Source organism: Glycomyces niveus, assembly GCF_017592475.1.
In the GTDB taxonomy this organism is placed as follows: Bacteria; Actinomycetota; Actinomycetes; order Mycobacteriales; family Micromonosporaceae; genus Glycomyces; species Glycomyces niveus.
The window spans coordinates 194,299-219,833 of sequence record NZ_JAGFNP010000005.1; the positions used below are offsets into that span (position 1 = coordinate 194,299).

The 25,535-nt window shown below is 70.2% G+C and carries 22 protein-coding genes and 1 pseudogene; 11 read left to right on the top strand and 12 right to left on the bottom strand.

Annotated features, from left to right (window positions below; translation table 11 throughout):
- Positions 1 to 68: 68 nt before the first annotated feature.
- The 3 genes from J5V16_RS11490 to J5V16_RS11500 all read left to right on the top strand — a co-directional run bounded on the left by J5V16_RS11490 (position 69) and on the right by J5V16_RS11500 (position 4,975).
- On the top strand, positions 69 to 1,484 hold the full coding sequence (locus J5V16_RS11490) for an MFS transporter (RefSeq protein WP_208496351.1): 1,416 nt from the start codon (positions 69 to 71) through the stop codon (positions 1,482 to 1,484).
- Positions 1,485 to 1,618: 134 nt separating this feature from the next.
- Positions 1,619 to 3,667, top strand: coding sequence for a molybdopterin oxidoreductase family protein (locus J5V16_RS11495; protein ID WP_208496353.1), 2,049 nt, complete (start codon positions 1,619 to 1,621; stop codon positions 3,665 to 3,667).
- Positions 3,668 to 3,841: 174 nt separating this feature from the next.
- Positions 3,842 to 4,975 (top strand): alpha/beta hydrolase family protein, encoded by a 1,134-nt coding sequence (locus tag J5V16_RS11500; RefSeq protein WP_208496355.1) that lies wholly within the window; start codon positions 3,842 to 3,844, stop codon positions 4,973 to 4,975.
- A 170-nt stretch (positions 4,976 to 5,145) separates the two neighbouring features.
- Here J5V16_RS11500 and J5V16_RS11505 read toward each other — a convergent pair whose 3' ends face one another.
- The 11 genes and pseudogenes from J5V16_RS11505 to J5V16_RS11550 form a co-directional block, all read right to left on the bottom strand.
- Positions 5,146 to 5,757, bottom strand: a complete 612-nt coding sequence (locus J5V16_RS11505) for a DUF1349 domain-containing protein (RefSeq protein ID WP_208496356.1) — start codon at positions 5,755 to 5,757, stop codon at positions 5,146 to 5,148.
- A 336-nt stretch (positions 5,758 to 6,093) separates the two neighbouring features.
- A complete protein-coding gene (gene ispH, locus J5V16_RS11510) occupies positions 6,094 to 7,041 on the bottom strand; it encodes a 4-hydroxy-3-methylbut-2-enyl diphosphate reductase (protein ID WP_307792948.1) in 948 nt (315 codons plus the stop codon).
- Positions 7,042 to 7,094: 53 nt separating this feature from the next.
- Positions 7,095 to 8,111, bottom strand: a complete 1,017-nt coding sequence (locus tag J5V16_RS11515) for a polyprenyl synthetase family protein (protein ID WP_208496360.1) — start codon at positions 8,109 to 8,111, stop codon at positions 7,095 to 7,097.
- A 100-nt stretch (positions 8,112 to 8,211) separates the two neighbouring features.
- On the bottom strand, positions 8,212 to 9,636 hold the full coding sequence (locus tag J5V16_RS11520; protein WP_208496362.1) for a family 2B encapsulin nanocompartment shell protein: 1,425 nt from the start codon (positions 9,634 to 9,636) through the stop codon (positions 8,212 to 8,214).
- Positions 9,637 to 9,717: 81 nt separating this feature from the next.
- Entirely contained in the window at positions 9,718 to 10,512 is a 795-nt protein-coding gene (locus J5V16_RS25885) for a bestrophin-like domain (protein WP_243901059.1), read from the bottom strand.
- 856 nt (positions 10,513 to 11,368) lie between these two features.
- Positions 11,369 to 13,474: pseudogene (locus tag J5V16_RS25705) on the bottom strand (terpene synthase family protein); the annotation flags it as partial.
- Between the two features lie 172 nt (positions 13,475 to 13,646).
- Positions 13,647 to 13,910, bottom strand: a complete 264-nt coding sequence (locus J5V16_RS11530; protein ID WP_208496366.1) for a hypothetical protein — start codon at positions 13,908 to 13,910, stop codon at positions 13,647 to 13,649.
- A 15-nt stretch (positions 13,911 to 13,925) separates the two neighbouring features.
- Positions 13,926 to 14,534 carry an EndoU domain-containing protein gene (locus J5V16_RS11535; protein WP_208496368.1) on the bottom strand — a complete coding sequence of 203 codons (609 nt, stop codon included), beginning with the start codon at positions 14,532 to 14,534 and terminating at the stop codon, positions 13,926 to 13,928.
- 6 nt (positions 14,535 to 14,540) lie between these two features.
- The gene (locus J5V16_RS11540; protein WP_208496370.1) at positions 14,541 to 15,251 is read right to left on the bottom strand and encodes a WXG100 family type VII secretion target; all 711 of its coding nucleotides are present in this window, start codon (positions 15,249 to 15,251) and stop codon (positions 14,541 to 14,543) included.
- Positions 15,252 to 15,566, bottom strand: coding sequence for a type VII secretion target (locus tag J5V16_RS11545; protein ID WP_208496372.1), 315 nt, complete (start codon positions 15,564 to 15,566; stop codon positions 15,252 to 15,254).
- Positions 15,563 to 15,943 carry a YbaB/EbfC family nucleoid-associated protein gene (locus J5V16_RS11550; RefSeq protein ID WP_208496374.1) on the bottom strand — a complete coding sequence of 127 codons (381 nt, stop codon included), beginning with the start codon at positions 15,941 to 15,943 and terminating at the stop codon, positions 15,563 to 15,565. Before J5V16_RS11550 ends, J5V16_RS11545 begins: the two co-directional genes overlap by 4 nt.
- 378 nt (positions 15,944 to 16,321) lie before the next feature.
- On the opposite strand from J5V16_RS11550, the gene J5V16_RS11555 reads away from it, so the two are divergent.
- The 5 genes from J5V16_RS11555 to J5V16_RS11575 all read left to right on the top strand — a co-directional run bounded on the left by J5V16_RS11555 (position 16,322) and on the right by J5V16_RS11575 (position 22,632).
- Positions 16,322 to 17,743: an FAD-dependent oxidoreductase gene (locus tag J5V16_RS11555; RefSeq protein WP_208496376.1), complete on the top strand. Its 1,422-nt coding sequence runs from the start codon at positions 16,322 to 16,324 to the stop codon at positions 17,741 to 17,743.
- The gene (gene nirB / locus J5V16_RS11560) at positions 17,740 to 20,217 is read left to right on the top strand and encodes a nitrite reductase large subunit NirB (protein ID WP_208496378.1); all 2,478 of its coding nucleotides are present in this window, start codon (positions 17,740 to 17,742) and stop codon (positions 20,215 to 20,217) included. The genes J5V16_RS11555 and nirB overlap by 4 nt, the downstream gene beginning before the upstream one ends.
- A 5-nt stretch (positions 20,218 to 20,222) precedes the next feature.
- Positions 20,223 to 20,564, top strand: coding sequence for a nitrite reductase small subunit NirD (gene nirD, locus J5V16_RS11565; RefSeq protein ID WP_243901060.1), 342 nt, complete (start codon positions 20,223 to 20,225; stop codon positions 20,562 to 20,564).
- Positions 20,564 to 21,718 (top strand): uroporphyrinogen-III synthase, encoded by a 1,155-nt coding sequence (locus tag J5V16_RS11570; protein WP_208496380.1) that lies wholly within the window; start codon positions 20,564 to 20,566, stop codon positions 21,716 to 21,718. Before nirD ends, J5V16_RS11570 begins: the two co-directional genes overlap by 1 nt.
- A gap of 167 nt (positions 21,719 to 21,885) precedes the next feature.
- Positions 21,886 to 22,632, top strand: coding sequence for a hypothetical protein (locus J5V16_RS11575; RefSeq protein ID WP_208496382.1), 747 nt, complete (start codon positions 21,886 to 21,888; stop codon positions 22,630 to 22,632).
- Between the two features lie 49 nt (positions 22,633 to 22,681).
- Here J5V16_RS11575 and J5V16_RS11580 read toward each other — a convergent pair whose 3' ends face one another.
- Positions 22,682 to 23,764 (bottom strand): NAD-dependent epimerase/dehydratase family protein, encoded by a 1,083-nt coding sequence (locus J5V16_RS11580; protein WP_208496384.1) that lies wholly within the window; start codon positions 23,762 to 23,764, stop codon positions 22,682 to 22,684.
- A gap of 138 nt (positions 23,765 to 23,902) precedes the next feature.
- Here J5V16_RS11580 and J5V16_RS11585 point away from each other — a divergent pair, with 138 nt between their 5' ends.
- From J5V16_RS11585 to J5V16_RS11595, 3 genes are all read left to right on the top strand, one after another.
- Complete coding sequence (locus J5V16_RS11585; protein WP_208496386.1) at positions 23,903 to 24,265, top strand: hypothetical protein; 363 nt, start codon at positions 23,903 to 23,905, stop codon at positions 24,263 to 24,265.
- A gap of 42 nt (positions 24,266 to 24,307) precedes the next feature.
- Positions 24,308 to 24,997, top strand: a complete 690-nt coding sequence (locus J5V16_RS11590) for an endonuclease V (protein WP_208496389.1) — start codon at positions 24,308 to 24,310, stop codon at positions 24,995 to 24,997.
- Positions 24,998 to 25,079: 82 nt separating this feature from the next.
- The gene (locus J5V16_RS11595; RefSeq protein WP_208496391.1) at positions 25,080 to 25,529 is read left to right on the top strand and encodes a hypothetical protein; all 450 of its coding nucleotides are present in this window, start codon (positions 25,080 to 25,082) and stop codon (positions 25,527 to 25,529) included.
- The last annotated feature ends 6 nt before the right edge of the window (positions 25,530 to 25,535 follow it).

Sequence of the window (25,535 nt, forward strand, 5' to 3'; positions counted from 1 at the left end):
GCCGAACTTCATCGCACCGGCACAGGTGCCGCACAACCAGGCAACGCCGCTCCGTGAATGTAGTGCCCATGACATCGACTCTGACGCAATCGACAGCTGAAAAGCCCACCGCTGCCCGCAAGGGCTGGATCGCCGACTGGCGCCCGGACGACGAGGCCTTCTGGAAGGCGACCGGCAAGTCGGTCGCCAGGCGCAACCTCATCTGGTCGGTCGTCGCCGAGCACCTGGGCTTCTCCGTATGGGTGATGTTCAGCATCATCACCCCCTACCTCGCTGCGGCAGGGTACGACTTCACCGTCAGCCAGCTGTTCTGGCTCACCGCGGTGCCGAACCTCGTCGGCTCGTTCCTGCGCATCCCTTACACGGCCGCCGTGGCGATCTTCGGCGGACGCAACTGGACCATCATCACGGCGCTGCTCCTGGTCATCCCGACCGCGCTCCTGGCCTACTGCGTCATGACGCCCGGCACGCCGTACTGGCTGTTCATCGTCGCCGGCGTCACCGCCGGATTCGGTGGCGGCAACTTCGCCTCCTCGATGGCGAACATCTCCTACTTCTACCCGGAGCGCGCCCGCGGCACGGCCCTCGGCATCAACGCCGCGGGCGGCAACATCGGCGTCCCGGCCGTGCAGTTCATCGGCCCGTTCCTCATCGTCGCCGGCGTCGCCGGGGCCTCCCAGGGCGTCAACGACGCGGGCAAGAGCATCTTCCTGCACAACGTGCCCATCCTCTGGATGCTCCTGGCCGTCTTCGCCGCGCTCATGGCCTGGCGCTTCATGGACAACCTCTCGGTGGCGCGCACTCCGATCAAGGAGCAGCTGCCCGCGCTGGCTCGCCGCCACACCTGGATCATGAGCTTCCTCTACATCGGGACGTTCGGTTCCTTCATCGGCTACTCCTTCGCGTTCCCCCTGGTCATCAAGCTTTCGTTCCCGGAGTTCAACGCTCTGTGGATCGCCGCCCTCGGCCCGCTCGTAGGCTCGGTCTTCCGCCCCTTCGGCGGCTGGCTCGCCGACAAGCGCGGCGGCGCCCCCATCACCAGCGTCGCGCTGATCCTCATGGGCATCGGAGCGCTCGGCGCGATCTGGGGCATCAACAGCCACTCGTTCCCGCTGTTCTTCACCTCCTTCATGGTGCTGTTCCTGATGAGCGGCATCGCCAACGGCTCCACCTACCGGTCGATCCCGGCGATCTTCCAAGCCGAGGCCAACGCCGCGGCCGGGGGCCAGGCCAGCGAGGTCGAGATCGTCAAGGCCAAGAAGCTCACCGCCGCGGCCCTCGGATGGATCGGCGCGATCGGCGCCTTCGGCGGGTTCCTCGTCAACCAGGGCTTCCGCATCGCCAACGAGGAGACCGGCTCGGTCGTTCCCGCCATGTGGGTCTTCGTGGTCGGCTACGCGGTCTTCCTGGTCATCAACTGGTGGTGCTACCAGCGCACGGTCTTCCTGGAGAAGGCCCCCAGCCTCGCCCACGCCAAGGTCTGACCCGCCCCGGACACGGCAGAGTCGCCGTCGAGCCCCTGGCCCGCAATCGTCAACTCACGACGATTGCGGGCCACTTAGCATTCCGGAAACATTGCTCACGTGACGCCGAAACGACGCCCGGTCACACTCGCGACATGACCGTTCGCGCCGCCCTCCCCGTCCTCCGCACCGCCGACACCCACTGCCCGTACTGCGCGCTCCAGTGCGGCATGCGGCTGGAGGAGGACGCGGAAGGCAAGGTCACCGCCTCGCCGCGCGGCGGCGGCATGTGCAAGAAGGGCTGGACCTCGCCCGAACTCCTCGACCACCCCGAGCGGCTCACCACCCCGCTCCTGCGCGGCGAGCCCGTCTCGTGGGAGACCGCCCTCGACCACGTCGCCGACCGCATCCGCGCGGTCCAGGCCGAGCACGGGAAGGACGCCGTGGGCGTCTTCGGCGGCGGCGGCCTCACCAACGAGAAGGTCTACCAGCTCGGCAAGTGGACCCGCCTCGCCCTGGGCAGCAAGCACATCGACTACAACGGCCGCTTCTGCATGTCCTCGGCGGCCGGCGCCCTCAACCGCTCCTTCGGCGTCGACCGGGGCCTGCCGTTCCCGAAGGAGGACCTGAAGGACGCGGACGTGATCGTCCTCGTCGGCGCCAACCCCGCCGAGACCATGCCGCCGCTCATGCGGTTCCTCACCGGCGCCGAGCTCATCGTCGTCGACCCGCGCCGCACCGCGACCGCCGAGCAGGCCCAGCTGCACCTCCAGCCCGCGCCCGGCACCGACCTCGCGCTCGCGAACGGCCTGCTGCACATCGCGATCGAGCAGGGCTACCTCGACCACGACTACATCAACGCGCACACGAACGGCTTCGACGAGGTCCGCCAGACCGTCGCCGGCTACTGGCCCGCGTTCGTCGAGCGCATCACCGGCGTCTCCGTCCCCGACCTGTACGCCGCCGCGAGACTGATGGCCGGCAAGAAGACCGCGATCCTCACCGCGCGCGGCTCCGAGCAGCACGCCAAGGGCGTCGACACCGTCACCGCCTGGATCAACCTCGCCCTCGCCCTCGGCCTGCCCGGCAAGCCCAGCTCCGGCTACGGCTGCATCACCGGCCAGGGCAACGGCCAGGGCGGGCGCGAGCACGGCCAGAAGGCCGACCAGCTCCCCGGCTACCGCATGATCACCGACCCGGCCGCGCGCGAGCACGTCGCCGCCGTCTGGGGCGTCGACCCCGAGATCCTGCCCGGCGCGGGCGTCTCCGCCGTCGAACTGCTGCGCAAATGCGGCGACGAAGTGAAGATGCTCTTCGTGCTCGGCTCCAACCCGGTCGTCTCGGCCCCCCGCGCCGCCCGCGTCGCCGACCGCCTCAAGGACCTCGACTGCCTCGTCTCCTTCGACTTCGTCATGTCCGAGACCGCGCGCCTCGCCGAAGTGGTCCTCCCGGTCACGCAGTGGGCCGAGGAGGACGGCACCATGACCAACCTCGAAGGCCGCATCATCCGCCGCAAGTCCCTGCGCGGCGCCCCCGACGGCGTCCACTCCGACCTGTGGATCATGAAAGAACTCGCCGCCCGCCTCGACGCCCCCGGCTCGTACTCCACCGACCCCGAGACGATCTTCGAGGAGCTCGGCCGCGCCTCCGCCGGCGGCAAAGCCGACTACTCCGGCGTCTCCTATGAGCGCCTTGAAGAGCAGACCTTCCAGTGGCCCGTGCCCGGCCCGGACCACGACGGCACCCCGCGCATGTTCGCCGACTGCAAGTTCCCCACCCCGGACGGGCGCGCCAAGTTCATCGCCGTCGACCACCGCCACCCGGCCGAACGCCGCGACCGCTCCTACCCGCTGTACCTCACCACCGGCCGGGTCCTCACCCAGTACCAGTCCGGCGCGCAGACCCGCCTCATCGAATCCCTCGACGGGCCCGACAGCGAGCAGTTCCTGCAGATCCACCCCGACACCGCCGTGCGCCACGGCATCGGCGAAGGCGACTGGGTCCGCATCACCTCCCGGCGCGGCTCCTACACCGCGCCCGCGCGCCTGACCGCCGACATCCGGCCCGACACGGTCTTCAGCCCGTTCCACTTCCCGGGTGCGGCCAACGCGAACGCCGCCGTCTCCGACGTCCTCGACCCCATCAGCCGCATGCCCGAGTTCAAGGTCTGCGCGGTCAAGATCGCCCCGGCCGCCCGCCCCTGACCTCCCGCTTCACCCTGTACCCCTGACTTTCGACAGGGGTACAGGGCCTTGAGAACCGGTCGAAATACCTAGAAGCTCTGGACGAAATGCCCAGGGCAGCAACGAATCCGAGCGCCAGAGTTGACGGAGCGCGCCCGCACGGGCCCGCACCACCGACACGATTGGAACTCGACGTTGCGACGCCAAGCGAAACACGTCCTCCTCGGCGCGACCGCCCTCGCGGTCACCGCCGGGGCGACCGTAGCCGCCATCTCCACCGCGCAAGCCGAAACCACCGATCCCGCCCCCGAAACCACTGCGGCGCTGGCGGTCCCCGCCCCGGGCGGCGAGTTCGCCACCGGCACCACGCAGCTCCACCTCGTCGACGAGGGCCGCCCCGACGTGTGGGTGCCCGAAGTGGACCGGGAGCTCATGGTCAGCATGTGGTACCCCACCGCCGAGACCGAAGGCACGACCGCGCCGTACATGACCCCTGAGGAAGGCGACCTGTTCGGCGCGCAGCTGCAGCTGCCCGGCGAAGTCCTCGCCTCGGTCGAGACGAACTCGGTGCTCGACGCCGAACCGCTCGCCGACGACGGCACACTTCCGCTCGTCGTGCTCTCGCCGGGCTTCTCGTTCCCCCGCGCCACCCTCACCGGCATGGCCGAAGAGCTGGCGAGCCAAGGCTATGCGGTCGCCCTGGTCGGCCACACTTACGAAGCGCCCATCACCTTCCCCGACGGGCGCACCACCGAATGCCTCGCCTGCGTCGAGCAGGAGGTCGAGAAGGTCGTGCCCCAGCGGGCCGAGGACCTGTCGTTCGTCCTCGACGAACTCACCGGCGACGACGCGTCCTGGGAGGACGCCGGCATCATCGACTCCCAGCGGATCGTCGTGGGCGGCCACTCGATCGGCGGGGCCAGCAGCCACCGCGCCATGCACGAGGACGAGCGGTTCGACGCCGGGTTCAACCTCGACGGCACCTTCTTCGCCCTCGACCCGCACAAGCTCGACCGCCCGTTCATGATGGTCGGCGCCGAAGTGCACGGCCAGCCCGGCGACGACACGACCTGGGACAAGGCCTGGAAGAAGCTCGACGGCTGGAAGCGCTGGATCACCGTCGACGGCACCACGCACAGCTCGATGACGGACTTCGGCCCGCTCGGCGAGCAGGCCGGGCTCAACCAGGACGACCTCGACGGCAACCGCTCCAACGAGATCGCGCGCGCCCTCGTCACCGGCTTCGTCGACGCCCACCTGCGCGGCGACGAAGCCCCGGTACTCGACGCGAACCCGGACTGGCCCGAGCTCGTCTTCCACAACCCGTAAGCGGCACAAGGAGACAGCAGGCCCGGCCGCGCGACGCGCGGCCGGGCACGAGAGGCGCCGCCGGGCGCCGACTAAGGAAGGAGGGCGAAATGAGTACGGCGACAGCACCGACCGGTCTCGAGCGAAGACGATCAGTGGCGGAGTGCGCAGCTGTTCTCGCGGGGCCTCGGTCAGGAGCCGTCGCGGAGTTCCCGGAGGGTCTCCCGCTTGAACTCGATGTCGTTGAACTGGACCGTGCAGCCCTCGCCTTCGGGGGCTTGGACCCCGAAGCCGGCCTTGATCGGGCCGTCGACGCCGAACCCGAAGCTGCGCACGAACTCCCAGCGCCGCCCGTCGTTCGAGGAGTGGAAGACGAAGCCCTGGCCGAGGCGGGTGACGCGCATCCAGACGGTGTCGCCCTCGACGGTCCAGGCGTTGGCGTCGTCGGAGGTGCCCCGGGTGACCACCGAGACGACCATGCCCTGGGCGTCGGGGGAGTACTCGAAGCAGAGCTTCGACCAGTGGTCCTCGTCGGCGAGGAGGAAGAGGGTGCCGGCGTCGTAGGTCCCGTTGAAGCCCACGGTGATACGGGCGCTGAACTGCCAGTCGCCGTCGGGCGCGGCCCCGAGGAGGCGCGCACCGTTGGCCGGGGCACACTGGGCCGGGTCGGGAGCGTAGACGTACCAGTCGGTCTTGGGCCCGGCGGTCGCTTCGAGCCCGGTATCGGTGACCCGCCACCTCGGCGGTTCGACGCCGTCTTCCCAGTCGAGCGGGAAGGGGAGTCCAGGAAGGTTCACGGTCATCCGGTCAGCTTAGCGGCGTGAGCACGCGACGCAACCGGCTTCGTTCAACGGTCAACAGAAGCAGGTGAAGCGGCGGATCCGCTTGGCGGAGCGACACTCTCGGCGGGGTGCGGGGTGCGGGGTGCGGGGTGCGGGGTGCGGGGTGCGGGGTGCGGGGTGCGGGGTGCGGGGTGCGGGGTGCGGGGTGCGGGGTGCGGGGTGCGGGGTGCGGGGTGCGGGGTGCGGGGTGGGGGGGGGGGGGGGGGGGGGGGGCCGGGGGGGGGGGAAAGGTCAGCTCCGTGGTTGGGCGGCGGCCGGGTATGCCTCGGCGTGCTTGATGGCGCGGCGTTCGCGGGCTCAGTTCGGGTGGGCTGTGCGGGGGCGGAGACGTTGGGGGAGTAGGAATTCCTGGGTCTCGCGGGTGTGGACGCGTTCGATGACTTCGATGGGGCCGAGGGCGGCGAGGGACTGGACCACCTCGTCCACGAGGCGCGGCGGCGCGGAGGCGCCGGCGGTGACCGCCACCGTCTCCGCTTCTTGCAGCCAAGCCGGGTCGATCGCGCCGGCGTCCTCGATGAGGTGGGCCGGGACTCCGGCGGTCCTCGCGAGTTCGACCAGGCGGTTCGAGTTCGAGGAGTTCGCCGAGCCGACCACCAGGACCAAGTCCGCCTCGGCCACGACTGCGGCGACCGCCGCCTGGCGGTTGCTCGTGGCGTAGCAGATGTCTTCGGCGCCTTGGCCTTTGATCGCGGGGAAGCGCTGCTGCAGGGCCGCGGCGATGGCCTCGACCTCGGCGACCGCCAGGGTCGTCTGGCTCAGGTAGGTGAGCTTCGCCGGGTCGGGTACCCGCAGGTCGGCGACCGCGTCGGCGCTGTCGACCAGGATCGTGCGGTCCGGGGCCACGCCGACCGTGCCGACGACCTCCTCGTGGCCCTCGTGTCCTATCAGGATCACCGTGTCGCCGTTGTCGGCCGCCCGCTTGGCCTCCGCGTGGACCTTCGCGACGAGCGGACAGGTCGCGTCGACCGCGTCCAGGCCGCGAGCGGCGGCTTCGCGTTCCACCGCGGGCGCGACGCCGTGGGCGCTGAAGACCACGAGCGCGTCGTCGGGGACCTCGTCGAGCTCCCCCACGAACACCGCGCCCCGCGCCTCCAGGTCGGCCACGACGTGCGCGTTGTGCACGATCTGGTTGCGCACGTAGACCGGTGGACCGTGCACCTCGAGCAGCCGCTCCACGATCTCGATCGCCCGCTCCACCCCGGCGCAGAACGACCGCGGCGCGGGGAGGAGCACCCGGCGAGGCACGGGTGTCAAGTGCGGACTTCCGAGATGATCCTCTTGGCGAAGCTCGGGCGCCATCAATTCGCCCTGTGGACGGTGCTCGCCGCGAGTTCGGTCAGTTCCTCCACGGCTTCTGGGCGGAGGCCTTCCACGTTGAGGCTGTTGGTGGCCGCTTCGGTGAGCGTCTCGGCGGAGGTGCGGCTCGCCTGGCGTCCGCCGCAGGCTTCGACGAGGTCGGCGGCCCGGCGCAGTTCCGTTTCGGTGAGCTGCCCGGTGGCGCTGTAGATCGCGGCCAGTTCGGGCGCGTCGGGGTGCCCGGAGCCGAGAGCAGCGGTCACGGGCAGGGACTTCTTGCGGTTGCGCAGGTCCGAGTAGACCGCCTTGCCGGTGACGGCCGGGTCGCCCCAGATTCCCAGCAGGTCGTCCACGTGCTGGAACGCCAGTCCGAGCCGGAACCCGAAGTCCCGCAAGGCGTCCACCTGCTGCGGTGTGCCGCCCCCGAAGAGCGCGCCCAGGGCGGTCGCGCAGCCCATCAGCGAGGCCGTCTTCGCCTCGGACATCGCGACGCACTCGGACAGTTCCACCTGGTCGCGGCTCTCGAACCGCGTGTCCGCGAGCTGGCCTTCGATGAGCGCCCGCACGGTCTGCGCGAGCAGGCTCGTGCCCGCCGGGATGCGGTCGCCGCCGGCCTCGGCCAGGCACTCGAAGGCGAGCGCGTGCAGGGCGTCGCCCACGAGGATGGCGTCGTTGACGCCGTAGACCTTCCACGCGGTCGGGCGGTGCCGGCGCAGGCTGTCGCGGTCGATGATGTCGTCGTGGATGAGGGAGAAGTTGTGGACCATCTCGACGGCCACGGCCGCCGGGACGGCCTGCCGCCAGGCCTCCTCACCGCCGACCGCCTTGGCGGCCAAGAGGGTCAGAATCGGCCGGAGGGCTTTGCCGGAGTTGGCCTCGACGGGCGTGCCGGAGGCGTCGGTCCAGCCGAAGTGGTAGGCCGCGATGCGCGCGGCGGGTGCGGGGAGCCGGGCGGCGGCGGCGCGGAGCCCGGCGTCGACGGCTTCGCGGGCGGCGGTGTGGTCGGTCAGGACGGTCAAGCGGGGCCTCCCTGGGCGGCGCGGGGTCTACGGGATCGCGGTGGGGTCGCGGCGCGGGCCCGGGCGGCCGCCTCGGTGCGGAGGCGGCCGCCCGGGGATCTCAGCGCCCGATCTCGACGTGCTCGAGGATGCCAAGCGCGTCCGGGACCAGGACCGCGACGGAGTAGTAGGCGCTCACGAGGTACGACATGACGGCCTTCTCGTCGATGCCCATGAACCGCACCGAGAGACCCGGCTCGTACTCGTCCGGCAGGCCGGTCTGGTGCAGGCCGATGACGCCCTGCTCCGACTCGCCGGTGCGCATGCAGAGGATCGACGTGGTGCGCGCCCCCGAGATCGGGATCTTGTTGCACGGCAGCATCGGGATGCCTCGCCACGCCGGGATGTGGTGCCCGTGGTAGTCCACCGTGGACGGGTAGATGCCCCGCTTGGTGCACTCGCGGCCGAACGCGGCGATCGCCTTCGGGTGCGCGAGCAGGACCTCCGGCTTGCGGCGGCGGCTGATGAGCTCGTCCAGGTCGTCCGGGGTCGGCGGGCCCGAACGGGTCGGGATGCGCTGGTTCAGCGCCGCGTTGTGCAGGAGCCCGAACTCCTTGTTGTTCATCATCTGGTCCTCCTGCAGTTCGCGGAGGGCCTCGACGGTGAGCCGCAGCTGCTGCTCCATCTGGTTCATCGGCTGGTTGTACAGGTCCGCGACGCGCGTGTGGACGCGCAGCACGGTCTGCGCCACCGAGAGCTCGTACTCGCGCGGCGTCAGCTCGTAGTCCACGAACGTGCGCGGCAGCTCCGGCTCGCCGGTGTGGCCCGCCGCGACGTCGATCGCCGCCTCGCCGTGCTTGTTGGCCTTCGCCGAACGGTTCGCCTTGAACTGCTCCAGATGCGACGCGAGCGCGGGGATGCGCTCGACCAGCTCCGCCGCCGCGGCGGCCGGGAGCGAGAGCACCGTGACCGGGGTCGCGGCCACCACGTCGCAGTCCCACACGGGCCCGTCCTCGACGAGCAGCTCCTCGCCGAAGTGGTCGCCGTCGACCATGAGCCCGAGCGAGGACTGGCCCCCGAACGGGCCCGCGCCGAACTGCTCGACGCGGCCGTGCGCGATCAGGTGGATGCCGTCGACCGGTCGCCCCTCCTGCGCCAGGTGCTGGCCCGCACCGACCTCGCGCTGCTCGAACCGGTCGGCCAGCGCCTCCAGCACCTCTTCGTCGTCGATGCCGCGCAGCGGCGCGATCTCGCCGAGTTCGGTGGGGATGACGCGGACGGCGTCCCCTTCGGTCGTGAACTCGACGCGGCCGTCACCCACCGTGTGGGTCAAGCGCCGGTTGACGCGGTACGCGCCGCCCTGGGTCTGGACCCACGGCAGGACCTTGAGGAGCCACCGGGAGGTGATCTCCTGCATCTGCGGGGCGGACTTGGTGGTGGTGGCGAGGTTGCGGGCGGCGGCGGTGCTGAGGCTGGTCTGGGGATGCTGTCCGTTCGCGGACTGCTGGGGGACGGCCGGGGTGCTGTCGACGACAGAGTCGGTCATACTCACGCTTCCTCACGTTGAGGCGGTAATGGCTCGATGAGCATCTTATGGACTTGTTCGGCATGAACGCCAATAATTCACTCAAAAGAGTTGTTCCTGATCATAGTTCGCGTCTATCGCATCGAACCGTTCGATCGCGATCCGATACGCCACCGGATCGGTCGCGCCGCTCCGGCTGAACGGGTATTCGAGCTGGTACGTGGCGAACAGCATCAGCGCGACCATGCCGGAAACGAGCCCCACGAGCACGAACTGGTATTTCCGGGTCGGCGTCCCGAGGGTCAGCATCACCGCGAACACCAGGATCGCGCCGGGCACCAGTACCGTCCACATCGCCGCGCTCAGGCCGCTCTGGGCCGCGAACAGCCGCTCGGTCCGGTACTCGGAGATCGCCAGGACGCCGTCTTCGGTCGCGTCGAGCCGTGACTGGACCACGTCCTCATCCGTCTGCGCGCCCGCGACCGGCGCCCGCATCTCGTCGAGCAGCATCAGACCCTCGGAGGTGACCGGCTCCTGGTCGCGCATCGCGGGCCACTCGGCGTCGATGACCTCGTTCGTATAGGCCCGCACCGAGTCCCGCACCTGGTCGCGCTGCTCGGGGTTGAGCGCCGCCGCCGACCAGTACACGTCGACCAGCTCGTTCGCCTCCCGGTAGGTCACCTGCCCGGCCTCGTTCTTGTTCTCCCACGCGGTGATGAGCACGAACGCCAGCACGATCGCGTACAGGACCGTCAGCAGCTCGAAGATCGTCGTGCCCAGCTCGTTGTTGTGGGCGCGATCGGTCGGCGGCGCGAACTTCTGCAGCAGCGCGACGACCACGCACGCCAACGCGACTATCGAAAGAGTGAACAGCAGTCCCTGCAACCAGATGGGCATTGATCTCACCAGACTTCGTAAAGCAGAATATGACGTATGAATCGTGATGAACAACGCAAAACCCCGTGGAGGGATACGTGCGCCGCCTAGTGGCCTTGGTCATCGCGGCGGCGGCGCTGATCCTCTTCTCCGGGCTGGCGCTGGCCTCCGAGCCGTTGCCGGAAGCGAACCCCGAGCGGCTTTCGGTGCACGCGGCGCTGGGGGTCGAGATCTGCGTCGAGCTTCCGGTGATCGACCTGCCGGACCTGCCGCCGCTGCTGGACTGCCCGGACCCCGAGCCCTCGGAGCCCCCGACCGCGAGCCCCCCGCCGCCCAGCCCTTCGAAGCCCGTCGAGCCCACGGACGCCGCGCCGTCGTCGCCCGGGCCGCAACCCTCACCCGAGCCCACCGACCCCGCGCCGACGGGCACGGCGGACGCCGGCCCGTCCCCGACCGGGGAGCCGCCGGCTGAGGAGGCACCGTCCAGCGCGGCGCCGTCGAACGAAGCACCTTCGAGCGAGGTGGCGCCGAGCGAAGCGGACGCGCCGCCGCAGGCCCCCGGCCCGCTGCCGGAGGCCCTCGCGGTCGAAGAGGCGGCCGCGCCCGCCGATGCGGCGGACGACGACTCGGCGACGCTTAAGAAGCGGTTGATGGTCGTCATGTTCGCGTTCGCACTTGCGCTCGGCGGGGGAGCGGCGATCTCAGGCCGCGCGGGAAGGTAGTCGCGCCACGACGGCGGCCGCAGTCCGGCGGTCGCCGTCGCGGGCAGCTTGAACTCCTTGGGCGCCTCGGCTGCGCCGCCCGCTTCGAGGAACCGGCCGACGCCGTGGGGCGCGGTCGATCCGGGTCCGAAGTCGTGCTGGCGGCGCAATGTCGCCTCGTCGTACCGGTCCGTCCCGTCGAGGTGCCATTTATGGATCGCGGCGATCCAGTTCCTGAGATCATCCACATAGGATTCAAGGGCCGCCTTCGCGTCCGCATCGAGCCCGAAGTCCTCGGCGACGGACGGCAGGTCGTTCGCCTCGACCAGTTCGAACTGCTCGATGCGGGCGTCGGCGAGCGCCGCCGTGATCCGCACCGCCTCGACCGAGTCGACGCCCAGGTACTCCTCGACGACGACGACCCCGTTGACGAGCTGGCCTTCGTACTCGATCTCCTTGTGGTATGAGACGACGTCGTTGAGCAGGCACACGGCGTCCATCGCCGCGGCCTCCATCCACTTGAGCGGCCGGGCGTTCCAGACCTCGTCAGGGACCGTCCGGCCGGCGCGCAGGCGCGCGAGTGACATCGTCAGGTCCGAGCCGAATGCGTCGCGGCGCATCTCGACGTAGTCGACCGGGTCGGGGACGCGGTTCTGCCCCTCGGTGTGCAGCTCCCACAGCCAGCCTTCGAGCATGCGCTCGACTGCGGTGCGGAACTCGGCGCGGGCGCGCTCGTCGAAGCTCGCGGCCGTGCGCCGCCACAGGTCCTGGAGCCCCAGTTCGAGCGGGTTCCCCGGGGGCGGCGCGGTGCCGGCGTCGATCGGCATGCACGCCAGGAGCCTGCGGTGCTGCTCGATCGCGGCGCTGAGGTCCCGCCCGCGGCCGAACGCGGCCGGGTAGAAGTCGTCGCCGTACGTGCCCCAGGCGAGCCAGTCCGCGGAGAGGTCGAGTTCGGTCGGGGTGCCGTCCGGATCGATCCCGGCCGAGCACAGGGCGAAGTCGAACCCGAGGAACTGGCGGCGGTTCCACAGCCCCGAGCCCGGCAGCGCGGGGTCGGGCGCGAGGAAGCCCACGCGCTCGGCCCAGTCGGCCGCGTTCCTGCGGGTCGCGTCCAGATGCGGGTTGAGCCTGAGCTCGAACGGCTGATGGAACACGGGCAGCGCGGTCGGCCCGACCTGGCGGAACGGCGTCCGGAGGTGCTGCCTGAGCCCGGAGGCGGCGATGCGGGCCGCGCTCGTGCCGATACCGTTGGGGCCTCCCAGGACCCGGTCGGCTGCGTCGTTCATGTATCTGCTCGACCGCATATGCCACTCGTGGCCGCCGGCCTGCCAGTCCTGGAGTCCTTTGGCGTACAAGGCGATCGCGGTCTGCTCGGCGGGGCTGAGGCCGCGATCGGCGGCGAGGACCGGCAGTTCGGTGAGCGCGGTGTTCTCGAACTGGTGCAGCCGCGAAGTGAGCACGTCGTTGACGAGTTCGGCGCTGCGCTGCGTGTCGTAGCCCAGGAACCGCTCGAAGACGAGCACGGCATTGGCGTTCTCACCCTCGTCGGTGACCTCCCGCTCGTACGAGAACAGGTCGTTGCGCAGGTGCACGGCGTCGCTGAACGTGTCGCGCAGGACCTTCAAGGGCCGCTCGTGCGCGACAGAGTCGGGGACCTCCGCGCCGACCGCGTACTCGACGATGCCCGCCGACCACGGCGCTCCGCCGACCTTGCGGCGCATCTCGATGTACTCGATCGGGTTCGCGACCCGGTCGGTGGTGATGTTCGTGAGCTCCCACAGGGACTCGAACAGCAGGTTGATCGTGCTGGTGAGGAACCGCTTGCGCCAGCCCATCGACATCGACGGCGCGGTGCGCTGCCACAGGTCGATGAGGCCGAGCTCGACCGGGTTCTCCGGTTCCGGGGTCTCGCCGAGGTCGAGGGGCATGAACAGGGGGATGCGGTCGAGGTACGCCTTGGCGCCCTGCATGTCGCGGGTGCGTTTGAACGCGTCGAGGAAGTGGTCGTCGAAGAAGAACACCCACACGTACCAGTCGGTGACGAGATCGAGCGCGGGTGCGTCGCAGTCCGGGTGCGTGTACGCGCACAGCAGCCCGTAATCGTGCCGATCGAGCTCGGCCTCATCCCAGATGACCCCGCCGCCCTCGGCCGGGGCGTCGAGCATCCCCATCGTCTTGGCCCACACCCGCGCGTGCGCGCGTGCGCCTTCGACATGCGGATTCAGCCGGGCCGGATGCGGGAGGTAGAACACGGGTAGCTCGAACGGGTGATTTCTGGCCATAGCGCTCCCTGAAGGGCGAAGCCGGCTGTTCCGGACGCAACTCACAGTACGGCTTCCGCGACGATGCCGCTGTCCCCCAGTCGGGTGAACCATGGCTGTCGCAGCAGGAGAAAAGCAAGGCGCGCTTCCCGATACGACGGGAAGCGCGCCCTGGTGGCCGGGTGGCGCCGGGTCAGGCGACGGTGAGCCTGTCGGCCAGATCGGCGGGGGTGTCCGGGGGGAGGGTGACGCTTTCGAGGAGCCACCGGAGGGTGGGGATGTCCTCGGGGGCGACCGGGATGCGGGCGCGGACGAGGGCGCTCACGAAGTCCACGGCGGCGAGGGAGAGTTCGCCGACGAGGACCTTCGTGCGCAGCGAGTCGACCACCTGCGAGGGGAGCGACGGCGCGTACTTGCGCACCTGCTCCACCAGCGTGGTCCTGTAGTCGTTCTGCACTGTGATCCTCGATTCCTAGAACAAGAGGCCTTTGTCGTTCACCACGACGCCTTGACTGATATTCCCGGGGGTCGGGAGCGGGTAGCCGGTCCACACGGTCCCGTCCTTGTTGAGGACCACTTCGATCTCGACACCGTTGTGCACGCCGGTGGCGATGTAGCCGCCGCCGTCTCGCGGGGTCATCGAGGTCGGGTTGCGGGCCACGTGCTCGATGCCCTCGATCATCTGGGGTTCGGTCCACTTGTCCGGGAACTCGGTGCCGCCGCCCGACCCTGGGGCGTGGCCGCCGCTGATGAGGTCGCCGCCGGTGCCGTACTCACCGTAGAGGATGTGGGTCTTGCGCTTGGAGGTGTCGCCGAGGTTCGGCATGTTCTTCAGCTGCTCAGGGGTCCAGCCGCTGGTGGTCGGCGTGTTGGGGTTCTTCGGCGTGTTCGTGGTGCTCCCGCCGCCGGCCTGGCCCTGGTCGTACTCGTCCCAGGCGGCTTTCACCGCCGAGGAGACACCGCTGACCGGCGGCTTGACCTTGGGCACGCCCGGTTTGGGGCCGGGCTTCGGCCCCGGCTTGGGAGTGTTGAGCGCCAGGGCGATGACGGCGACTGCAAGGAGCTTGGCGAGAGCGCGCATCTTGGCCTAACTGTCGAGGAGTTGCTGGAGGGCCGTGAGGCTCTGGACGAGCGCGATCACGATCCCGATCACCGTCGCGAGGACCTGCGCGATCATGCCCGCAGCCTGGGCCGCGACGGCGGGGATGCCGACGCCGGTCGCGCACAGCCCCAGCCACACCGGGAGGCGGATGAGCAGCGTGGCGACCAGCTGGGAGATGAGGTCGCGCACGAGCTCCCGGGTGACCGTGACGAGGGTTCCGGCGCCGGTGGTCGCGGCGCTCATGGCCGCGCACAGCTGCGCGAGGCCGTCGGTGCCGTCGACGTTGTGGGCCATGTTGGCCTTGTAGGCGTCGGCGGCGTCGTCCTGCCAGCCGGTGATGTCGCTTTCCATGAACCCGGTGAGCTCGTCCTTGATGGCCATGAGCTCTTCGGCCATGTTGGCCCACGTCTGGGCGTGGGCGGTGAGGATGTCGGCGTCGCCGGTGAGGTCGTCGAGCAGATCGCGCAGCGGCTCGATGAGCTCGATGAGCCAGGAGACGCCGGTGGAGACGATCGCGCCGAGCGGGTCGAGGAAGCCGACCGCGCTGAGGCCGGCGCCCACGCCAGCGAGGGAGGCGTCGACCCATTCTTCCGATTTGATCGCGGAGACGATGTCGGCGATGTCCTCGCCGATGCCCGCGCCCTTCCAGAAGTGGTGCGAGTCTTTGACATCGGCGACCAGGGGGTTGTCTGACATCTAGATCTCACCGCCGAGCTTGTCGAAGTCCCCGCCGGCGCTGGCGTCCGACTCCTCGTAGAGGTCGGCGCAGGTCCGGAGGGCTTCGACGTGGGTGCCGAGGTTGCTCTTGCCCTTGTCGAACAGCGGCTCGACCATCTGGTGCTTGTCCTCCAGGATTCCGGCCATCCATTCGCAGAGCGGCCCGAACGCGTCGGGCGCGGCCGTGATCTGGGCGGAGGCCGCCTTGACGGTCTCGAAGCGCGCGATGAGGCTGTCGATGTGCCCGGCGTGGGTGCGCAGCTCCTCCGGGTCGACCTGGATGCCGCTGCTCACTGGCGGCCGCCGAGGCGGGCTTGGAGGTCCTGGGCGACGGCCCGGCCCGTGTCGGAGTCGGCGCCGACGGTCTCGGCGATGACCGCTTGGGTCTGTTCGGCGACCCGCTGCTTGGCGTAGGCGAGGGCCTCCATGAGCGCTCGGGAGACCGCTTCGGGGGTGGTGCGCTGGATGCGCGCGGAGAAGTCGGCCTTGAGCAGGACGCCGCTGGAGTCGACGGTGACGGTGGTGAGTCCGTTCGCGTCGCTCGCGGTGGCCGTCAGGGTCCGCATCCGCGTCGCCATCTCCTGAGTCGCCGCCACCGTCTTTTGGAAGGCCGCCTGGCGTTCTTGAAGGCGGGCGACGGCGTCTTCGCCGCTCAGTACCCGTCTGTCCATGATCGATCACTCCTTGCGCCGCCGATGTGCGGTGTGTCGGCGTTTCATTCGTGGCGAGGATAGCTCAGGCGTTCAAACGCCCTTCACGTCACGGACACTCGATGTTTGTCCGTTTCGTTCCGCTGCTGACCGGTTGCCACCTACTGTGCGGTGCCGTTCACAAGCTGTCCAGTCGTAGGGCGCAAAGCGTGCGGACTACTTAGCACACGCGAAACATTCACCGCTCGATCGCGTAACAGGTCCAGGCGAATCTAGAGCCCAGTCGGGGACTGACAGCGTCGTCGCCCAGACAGCGCGCGGCGGGCGGGCTTGCGGGAAACGCGAGTTGCGAGCCCACCGCCGCCTACGCAGTCAGTCCAGCACCGGGAGGTCCAGCGCGTGAAGGTCGCGATCGTCGGTTATGGCATGGCCGGGGCCCGCATCGCCCGCGAGCTCGGGCGGCGCGGCGTCGAGGTCACCGTGTTCGGTGACGAGCCCCAGGCCGCCTACAACCGCATCCTGCTCTCGAGCATGATCGCGGGCAAGCAGACCGAGGACGAGATCGCTCTGCCGGTCCCGCCCGAGAACGTCGACGTGCGCCTCGGCGAGGCGGTCGAGTCCGTGGACCTTGAGAACAAGGTCGTCAACGGGGTCTCCTTCGACAAGCTCGTGCTCGCCACCGGCGCCGAGGCGTTCGTGCCTCCCATCCCCGGGCTGTTGCCGCTGCCCACCGGCGCCTACGTGCTCCGCACGATCGAGGACGCCCGCTCGATCCTCGACGAGGCCGCCAACCGCGCCAGCGCGATCGTGCTCGGCGGCGGCCTGCTCGGCCTCGAAGCCGCGCGGGGCCTCGCGAAGCGCGGCATGGACGTCACCGTCGTGCACGCGGCCGGGCACCTCATGGACCGGCAGCTCGACCCCTTGGGCGCCAAGGTCCTCGCGGACTCCTACGCCGAGGTCGGCGTGCACTCGATCGTGGACGCGCAGACCACGAAGGTCATCCACGGCGATGACGGCCTGACCCTGGTGCTGGCCGACGGCCGCACCGTGACGGGCCAGCTCATGGTCGTCTCCTGCGGCATCAAGCCGAACACGAAGCTGGCGGCGGCGATGGGCCTGGACTGCGGGCGGGCCGTGAAGATCGACGACCAGTGCCGCACCTCCCACCCGGACGTGTTCGCGGTCGGCGACTGCGCCGAGCACCGCGGGATTCCGTACGGCCTCGTCGGTCCCGCCTGGGAGCAGGCCGATGTCGTGGTCGACCTCCTCACCGACGTGAACCCGGACGCGGCCTACGAGGGCTCGCGCCTGGTCACGCGACTGAAAGCTTCGGGCATTGAGCTCGCCGCGATGGGCGACGTGGACGGCGACGAGGTCGTCTCGTTCGCCGACCCGACGCGCGGCACCTACGCCCGCTTGGTCATCGACGCCGAAGGCCGCCTCGCGGGGGCGGTCATGCTCGGCGACAACCCGATGGTGGGCCAGGTGGTCCAGTTGTTCGACACCGGTGACCCGGTGCCGCACGACCGCCGCACCCTCCTGATGGGCCGCCCCGGCGAATCCGTGTCGGTGGCCCCTGATACTCCGGCGTCCATGTCCGACGAGGCCGTGGTCTGCCGCTGCAACAACGTCACGAAAGGGGTCCTGGGCAAAGCGTTCCTCAACGGCGCGCGCACGCCCGAGGCCCTGTCGGAGGCCACGCAGGCCTCGACCGGCTGCGGCACGTGTGCCGAAGACGTCGCGGGTCTGTGCAAGTGGCTGAACAGCACCGTCGCTGGAATCGGTCAGGCTGCCGAGCAATTGAATGAGGTGTCAGCATGAGCAAGTTGGTAGTCATCGGCGACGGCATGGTCGGCCGCCGGTTCCTGGAGGCGGTCACCCAGCGCGACCCGTCCTGGGAGGTCACGGTCCTGTGCGAGGAGCCCCGTCCGGCCTACGACCGGGTGCGCCTGTCGGCGTTCTTCGACGGGGTCAGCGCCGAGGAGCTCTCGCTCGCCTCGGACCTGGACGGCGTCGACGTGCGGCTCGGCGAAGCGGCCGTGTCGATCGACCGCGAGGCCAAGGTCGTGCGGTCCGCGAACGGTGAGTACGCCTACGACAAGCTCGTGTTCGCCACCGGCTCTTACGCTTTCGTGCCTCCGATGGAGGGCGCTGACCTCGACGGCGTGTTCGTCTACCGCACCATCGAGGACCTCGAGGCGATCAAGGCCCACTCCGCGGGCCGGCGCCACGGCGTGGTCATCGGCGGCGGGCTCCTGGGTCTCGAAGCGGCGAACGCGCTGAAGCTCCTGGGTCTCGAGACGCAGATCGTCGAGTTCGCCCCCTGGCTCATGGCCCGCCAGCTCGACGAGGCCGGCGGCGGCATCCTCAAGCAGCACATCGAGAAGCTCGGCATCGGCGTCGACTGCGGCACCGGCGGCACCAAGATCGAGGCCGTCGACGGCCGGCTGCGCATGGAGACCAACCGCGAAGGCGTCGCCTACGACACCGACCTCATCATCTTCGCGGCGGGCGTGCGCCCCCGCGACCAGCTCGCCCGCGAGTGCGGCATCGAGGTCGGCGAGCGCGGCGGCATCATCACCGACCTCTCCTGCGTCACCTCCGACCCCGACGTGTACGCGATCGGCGAGGTCGCCGCGATGGAGGGCATGTGCTACGGGCTCGTGGCCCCCGGCTACTCGATGGCCGAAGTGGTCGCCGACCGCCTCGCGGGCGGCGAGGCCACGTTCCCCGGCGCGGACATGTCGACGAAGCTCAAGCTGCTCGGCGTGGACGTCGCGCAGTTCGGCGCGATGGACGGCCCGCTCTCCACGACGTACCTGGACCCGGCGAACGGCACCTACGCCAAGCTGATCCTCTCCGACGACGCGCAGACGCTCCTGGGCGGCATGCTCGTGGGCGACGCCGAGACCTACCCGCTGCTGCGGGCCTCGGTGGGCGGCAAGGTCCCCGGCAAGCTCGCGGACCTCCTCGGCGGCGGCGAGATCGAAGGGGCGCTCCCGGACGGCGCGCAGGTCTGCTCCTGCAACGCGGTCACCAAGGGCGACATCATGAACGCCATCCACGCGGACGGCTGCGCCGATGTCGGGGCGTTGAAGGCCTGCACCAAGGCCGGCACCTCCTGCGGCTCGTGCATCCCGATGCTCAAGCAGCTGCTGAAGGAAGGCGGCGTCGAGGTCTCGAACGCGGTGTGCGAGCACTTCACGCAGTCCCGCGCCGAGCTGTTCGACATCGTCAAGGTCACCGGCATCACCACCTTCTCCGAGCTCATCGCCCGGTACGGCACCGGCGCGGGCTGCGACCTGTGCAAGCCGACCGTGGCCTCGATCCTCGCGAGCCTCTCCAACGGGCACATCCTCGAAGGCGAGCAGGCGTCCCTCCAGGACACCAACGACCACTTCCTGGCGAACATGCAGCGCAACGGCACCTACTCGGTCGTCCCGCGCATCCCCGGCGGCGAGATCACCCCGGACAAGCTCATCGTCATCGGCGAGGTCGCCAAGGAGTTCGACCTCTACACCAAGATCACCGGCGGCCAGCGCATCGACATGTTCGGCGCGCGCGTGGAGGACCTGCCGAAGATCTGGCGCAAGCTCGTGGACGCCGGCTTCGAGTCGGGCCACGCCTACGGCAAGGCCCTGCGCACCGTCAAGTCCTGTGTCGGCACCGACTGGTGCCGCTACGGCGTCCAGGACTCGGTGAAGATGGCCATCGACCTCGAACTGCGCTACCGCGGCCTGCGTAGCCCGCACAAGCTCAAGTCGGCCGTCTCCGGCTGCGCGCGCGAGTGCGCCGAGGCCCGCGGCAAGGACTTCGGGATCATCGCGACCGAGCACGGCTGGAACCTGTACGTGGGCGGCAACGGCGGCTTCACGCCGCGCCACGCCGACCTGCTGCTGTCCGACGTGGACTCCGAGACGCTGGTGCGGACCATCGACCGGTTCCTGATGTTCTACATCTCGACCGCCGACCGCCTGCAGCGCACCTCGAAGTGGGTCGAAGGGCTCGAAGGCGGCATCGACTACCTCCGCGAGGTCATCGTCGACGACAAGCTCGGCATCTGCGGCGAGCTCGACGCCCTCATGGAGAAGCACGTCGAGAACTACGCGGACGAGTGGAAGGGCGTCATCGACGACCCCGAGAAGCTGCAGCGGTTCGTGTCCTTCGTCAACGCGCCGGAGGCCCCTGACCCGAAGATCGAGTTCGAGGAGGTCCGCGGCCAGAAGTTCCCGGCCGGGACCACCGCCCGCTCGCACAGCACGCCCGTCGCCCTCGGCACGCCTGTAAGGAAGTGATCAGCATGGAAGCCATCTGCGATTTCGACCGCATCATCCCCGGCCGCGGGGTCGCCGCCCTCCTCGAGGACGGCACCCAGGTCGCCGTGTTCCGCCTCGCGGACGACAGCCTCTACGCCGTGTCCAACCTGGACCCGTTCATGGACGCCAACGTCATGAGCCGGGGCCTGGTGGGCGACCGCGGCGGCGAGCCGATCGTCACCAGCCCGCTGCTCAAGCAGGCGTTCTCGCTCAAGACCGGCGTCTGCCTGGACGACGAGGCGGTGGCCCTGGAGGTCTTCGCCGTCGAAGTCCTCGACGGGCAGGTCCGCGTCGGCGTCAACTCGGAAGTGAAAGCGAGCGCCTGATGGCCGGAGCCCAAGCCCTTTCCCGCGAAGCCGAGTCGCCCGCGGCGCTCGCGCCGCTGACCGGCTACACCGTGGCCGTCACCGCGCAGCGCCGCGCCGACGAGCTGGCGACCCTCCTCGAGCGCCGCGGCGCCCGCACGGTGGTCGCCCCGACCCTGCGCATCGTCCCCCTCCCGGACGACGAGGCGCTGCGGGCGGCCACTGTGGAGCTCATCCGCGAGGCCCCCGACCTCGTGGTGGCGACGACCGGCATCGGCTTCCGCGGCTGGCTCGAAGCGGCCGAGGGCTGGGGCATGGGCGACGACCTGCTCACCGTGCTGGGCCGCGCGCGCATCCTGTGCCGCGGCCCCAAGGCCCTCGGCGCCGTGCGCGCCGCCGGGCTCACCGAGGAGTGGACCGCGCCGAGCGAGACCGGCGACGAGGTCGTCGAGTACCTGCGCGAGCGCGGCGTCAACGGCCAGCGCGTCGCGATCCAGCTCCACGGCGACCCCGCCGAGGACTTCATCCAGACCGTCCGCGACGGCGGCGGCGCGGCCGTCGCCGTCCCGGTCTACCGCTGGACGCTGCCCACCGACATCACCCCGGTGCAGCGGCTCGTGGACGCCATCTGCGCCCGCCGCATCGACGCGGTGACGTTCACGTCCGCGCCCGCCGCGAACGCGCTGCTGCGCATCGCGGGCGACCAGGCCGCCGACATGCTCGAGGCCTTCCGCGCTTCGGCGGAGGACAACGGCGTCCTCCCCGTCTCGGTCGGCCCGATCACCGCCGCCCCGCTCACGCGGCTCGGCGTCGAATCGGTGCAGCCCCAGCGCGCCCGCCTGGGGGCGCTCGTGCGCACCGTGGCCTCGGCCCTGCCCAAGCGCTCGCGCAAGCTGCAGCTCGCGACCGGGCACTCGATCGAGCTGCGCGGCCACATGGTCCTCCTCGACGACCAGCCGTTCCAGCTGCCGCCCGCCCCGATGGCCGTCATCCGGGCGCTGGCGTCCGCGAACGGCAAGGTCCTCTCCCGGGCCGAGCTGCTGGGGCACCTGCCGCGCGGCGCCGACGGCCACGCCGTCGAGATGGCGGTGACCCGCCTGCGCGACGCCGTGCACCTGCGGTCCTGTGTGGAGACGGTCATCAAGCGCGGCTACCGCTTGAACCTCGAAGTCTGAAATCCGCTGCCCGCGCCGCCCTGACAACTCAGTCAGGGCGGCGTTCGCCGTGTCCGGCCCGGTGACCAGCCATTGAGGATGGGTGGCGGGAGCGGGCATGACTCACTACGATGAGGTTCCTGAGACCGTCAACGCCCGTATTGATCCGCCTTTGATCGGAGGCCGCCATGGCATACCCGCCGGCGCCGCAGTATCCGCAGTCGCCCCCGCCGGGGCCGAAGACCAAGCCCTGGTCGGTCACCGCCGTGGTGTGGACCCAGATCCTCACCGCCGTGCTGCTCGTCGCCAGCGGCATCGCCATGTTCTCGGTGATGTCCTCTGTGGAGGACGCCGTCACCGAGCAGCTGCTCTCCGACCCCGAACTGGCGGACTCGGGGCTGACCCCCGACAACATCGGCTCGCTCATGACCTTCACGTTCGCGCTCGTCGCGGGCGTCTACGTCGTGTTCGCCGTCTTCTACGTGATCATGGCCCTCCTGGTGAACAAGGGCAACCGGGCCGGGCGCATCCTCAGCTGGATCCTCTCCGGCATCGGCCTGCTGTGCTGCGGCATCGGCGGGCTCATCGGGCAGGTCAGCAGCTCGATGACCGCGAACGTCAACGGCCAGGAGTACCAGGACGAGGCGACGCAGGCGATCGAGGACGCGACGCCGGCCTGGGTCAACGCCATCGACTGGGCCACGCTCATCGTGCTCATCGTCGGCTCGCTGGTGATCATCATCCTGCTCGCCGTGCCGGCCTCGAACGAGTTCTTCCGCAAGGAGGAGCCGCCGATGGGGCCGTACATGGGCCAGCCGCCGTACGGCCAGCAGCCGCCGCCGCAGCCCCCGCAGGGCGGCCAGCCGCCCTATGGCCAGCAGGGGCCGGAGCAGCCGCCCTACGGGCAGCAGCCGCCGCCTCCGCCGCAGCAGTAGCGAACCTCGAACGGCCCCAGAATTCACCGTCAGCGCTGGGGCCGTTCCGCTATCCGTCGTACGCGGGCGTCTCCGCCTGCGGCACCGCGAAGCGGCGCTCGGCGTCGAGCTCGGCGAGGCCTTCGGCCGTGGGCTTGTCGTGCCAGGCGGCCAGGACCTCGCCCTCCTTCTGCCGCGAGAGTCCCGCTTTCAGGTGCGGCGCTTCGGCGTTCGCGTGCCACCAGCGCTTCACGGTGTCGGCGAGGTCCGAGGCGCGGAACCCGGCCGCTGCGGCCGGGCCGGTTGGCCGGGTCTGGAAGCCGTCGTAGTCGGGCGTGGGCACCCACATGCCGAGCGAGTCCGGGCCGGACCAGGGGTTGACGCCCTGCTCCAGCAGGAACTCCTGCGAGACCCAGGTGAGCTCGGGGGGTGCACTGAGGACGCCATGCTCGACGAGGGCCTCGCCGACCTGATCGAGGAACGCGCCGAACTCGACCGGCGCGCCGATGGCGTCGACGGTGCCGTGTTCGCCGGTGTCGGCGGCGTCCAGGAGGAAGTCGGCGTAGTCGTCCACGTCGATCCACTGCACCGGCCGCTCGCGCGGGCCGGGGGCCAGCACTTCGCCGCCTTCGGCGAAGCGGAGCGGCCAGTAGCCGAGGCGGTCGTTGCGGTCGCCGGGGCCGACGATGAGCCCGGGCCGGGTGATGAACGCCTTGTCGCCCAGGCGTTCCCGCACGAGCTGCTCGCACACCACCTTGCTGGGGCCGTACGCCTCCAGGGCCGCGTCGGTGGAGTCGGCGGCGGTCGGCTCGTGGAGCTCCTCGCTGAGGATGTCGAAGTGCTTGTATACGGAGATGGTCGAGACGAACGACCAGTGGCCGGCGTCGTCGGCGAGGGCGTCGAGGACCGGGCCGATGTGCGCGGGGATGCGCGCGACGTCGAAGACGGCGTCGAACGCCCTGCCGCGCAAGGCATCGAGGCCGTCGCCGGTGGCGCGGTCGAGTGTGACGAACTCGGCCCCTTCGGGTGGTGCGCCGGTGGCGCCGCGCGAGGCGACGGTGACCTGGTGGCCGCGCGCGACGGCGTGCTCGGCGATGGTGCGGGACAGGAACACGGTCCCGCCGAGGACGAGGATCTGCTTCTCGGTGCTCATCCCTCGAGCATGGACCCTTGCCGGACGGCGGGCAAGCGGCGTTCGCCTTGAGCGGATCGGGCGGCGCGGTCGGGCGCGCGGCTCGCACCGACCGAATACAGTGGGAGGCAGGCAGAGGCGCAGGGTGAGGAGGATGCCGTGACCGACGGCCTGGACGACGATTTCGGCGACGGGTTCTTCTCGTCCCTGGCGGCGAGCCCCGACGACTCCGCATCGGCGTACGACTCCGGCACCGCCTTCGACGAAGGCGCGGGGGAGGACGACTACCACTTCCTCTACGAGGTCGAAGGCGACGGCAGCTTCGAGACCGACGCGGAGGACTTCGGCGACGACGCCTTCGACCATGACTACTACGACGACTACGAGTACGAGTACGGCGACGTCGCGGGCGCGGACGACGGGATCGAGGCCGAGCCCGCCTTCGATCCCGACCACGACTTCGTCAACGAGGGCGACGACGAGTTCAGGCTCGATTTCGGCCAAGGCTTCGGACCGGCCTGAGGCCACCGGGCGCCGACCGGCACGTCTCGTTAGGCTGCCGGGGTGAGCGACGATCAACCCCGAGCCGCGTACGCCCGCCTGCCCCGAGACGAAGCCGAAGCGGTCGCCATGCAGACCGAACTCGCCGGCTGCGTGGTCGTCGCCGACGACGACGCTCCTATCACGACGGTCGCCGGACTCGACATCGCCTATGACAAGGACAGCGACACCGCCGTCGCCACCGCCGTCGTCCTGCGCCGGAGCGACCTCGCCGTCCTCGACCAGACGGTGGTGCACGGCGCCTCCGACTTCCCTTACATTCCCGGGCTCCTCGCCTTCCGCGAACTCCCATTGCTGCTCAAGGCGATCGAAGCGCTCACCGTGACCCCCGACCTGTACGTGTGCGACGGCTACGGGCTCACCCACCCGCGCCGGTTCGGCCTCGCCTGCCACCTCGGGGTCGTCCTCGACGCGCCCGCGATCGGCGTCGCCAAGAACCCGCCGCACCTCCCCGTCGCCGCGCCCGCGCCCGAACGCGGCGCGTGGACACCGATCACCGCGAGCGGCGAGACCGTCGGCTGCGCCCTGCGCACCCAGGACGGCGTGAAGCCCGTCTACGTCTCGGTCGGCCACCGCCGCACCCTCGCCACCGCCCGCGACCTCGTGCTCGAACTCGCCCCCGCCTACCGGCTCCCCGAGCCGATCCGCGCCGCGGACCAGTTGGGCCGCAGGCGACTCGCCGCCATCGAATGACCACGCGGTAGGGCCGTCCCCACCCCGGCAGGGGGCGCTCGCAGGATGGTTCCGCGCTCCGTTCGCCCATAACGTGAACGGCATGGAACAACCTGAAACCGTCAAGCACGCCACCCTCCTGTGGGCCACCGCGATCATCGCCGGGATCGTCGAGACCGTGCTCGCCGTCAGCGAGATCGCCCGCGAGTCGGGCATCGACGCCGGCGTCTGGATGAACATCGGCGTCCGCTCGGTCGTCTACATCGGCGCCTTCGTCCTCGTGGGGTTCTTCGCGCGCGGCCGCCGCTGGGCCAGGATCGGCCTCGCCCTGCTCCTGTCCGTGGTCGGACTCGCCGCGATGGTCGTGCCCAGCGCGATGCAGCTCGCCGACGGCGAATCGCTCATCGCCGCGGTCGGCGGCGACGGCGACGCCGCGATCGCCTTCTTCGTCGTCCGCCTCCTCCACATCGCGGCCGTCCTCCTCGCCACCGGACTCATGTTCAGCGCCAGCGCGAACGCCCACTTCCGCAAACCGCAGCCCGTCACCGCCTGAACGACA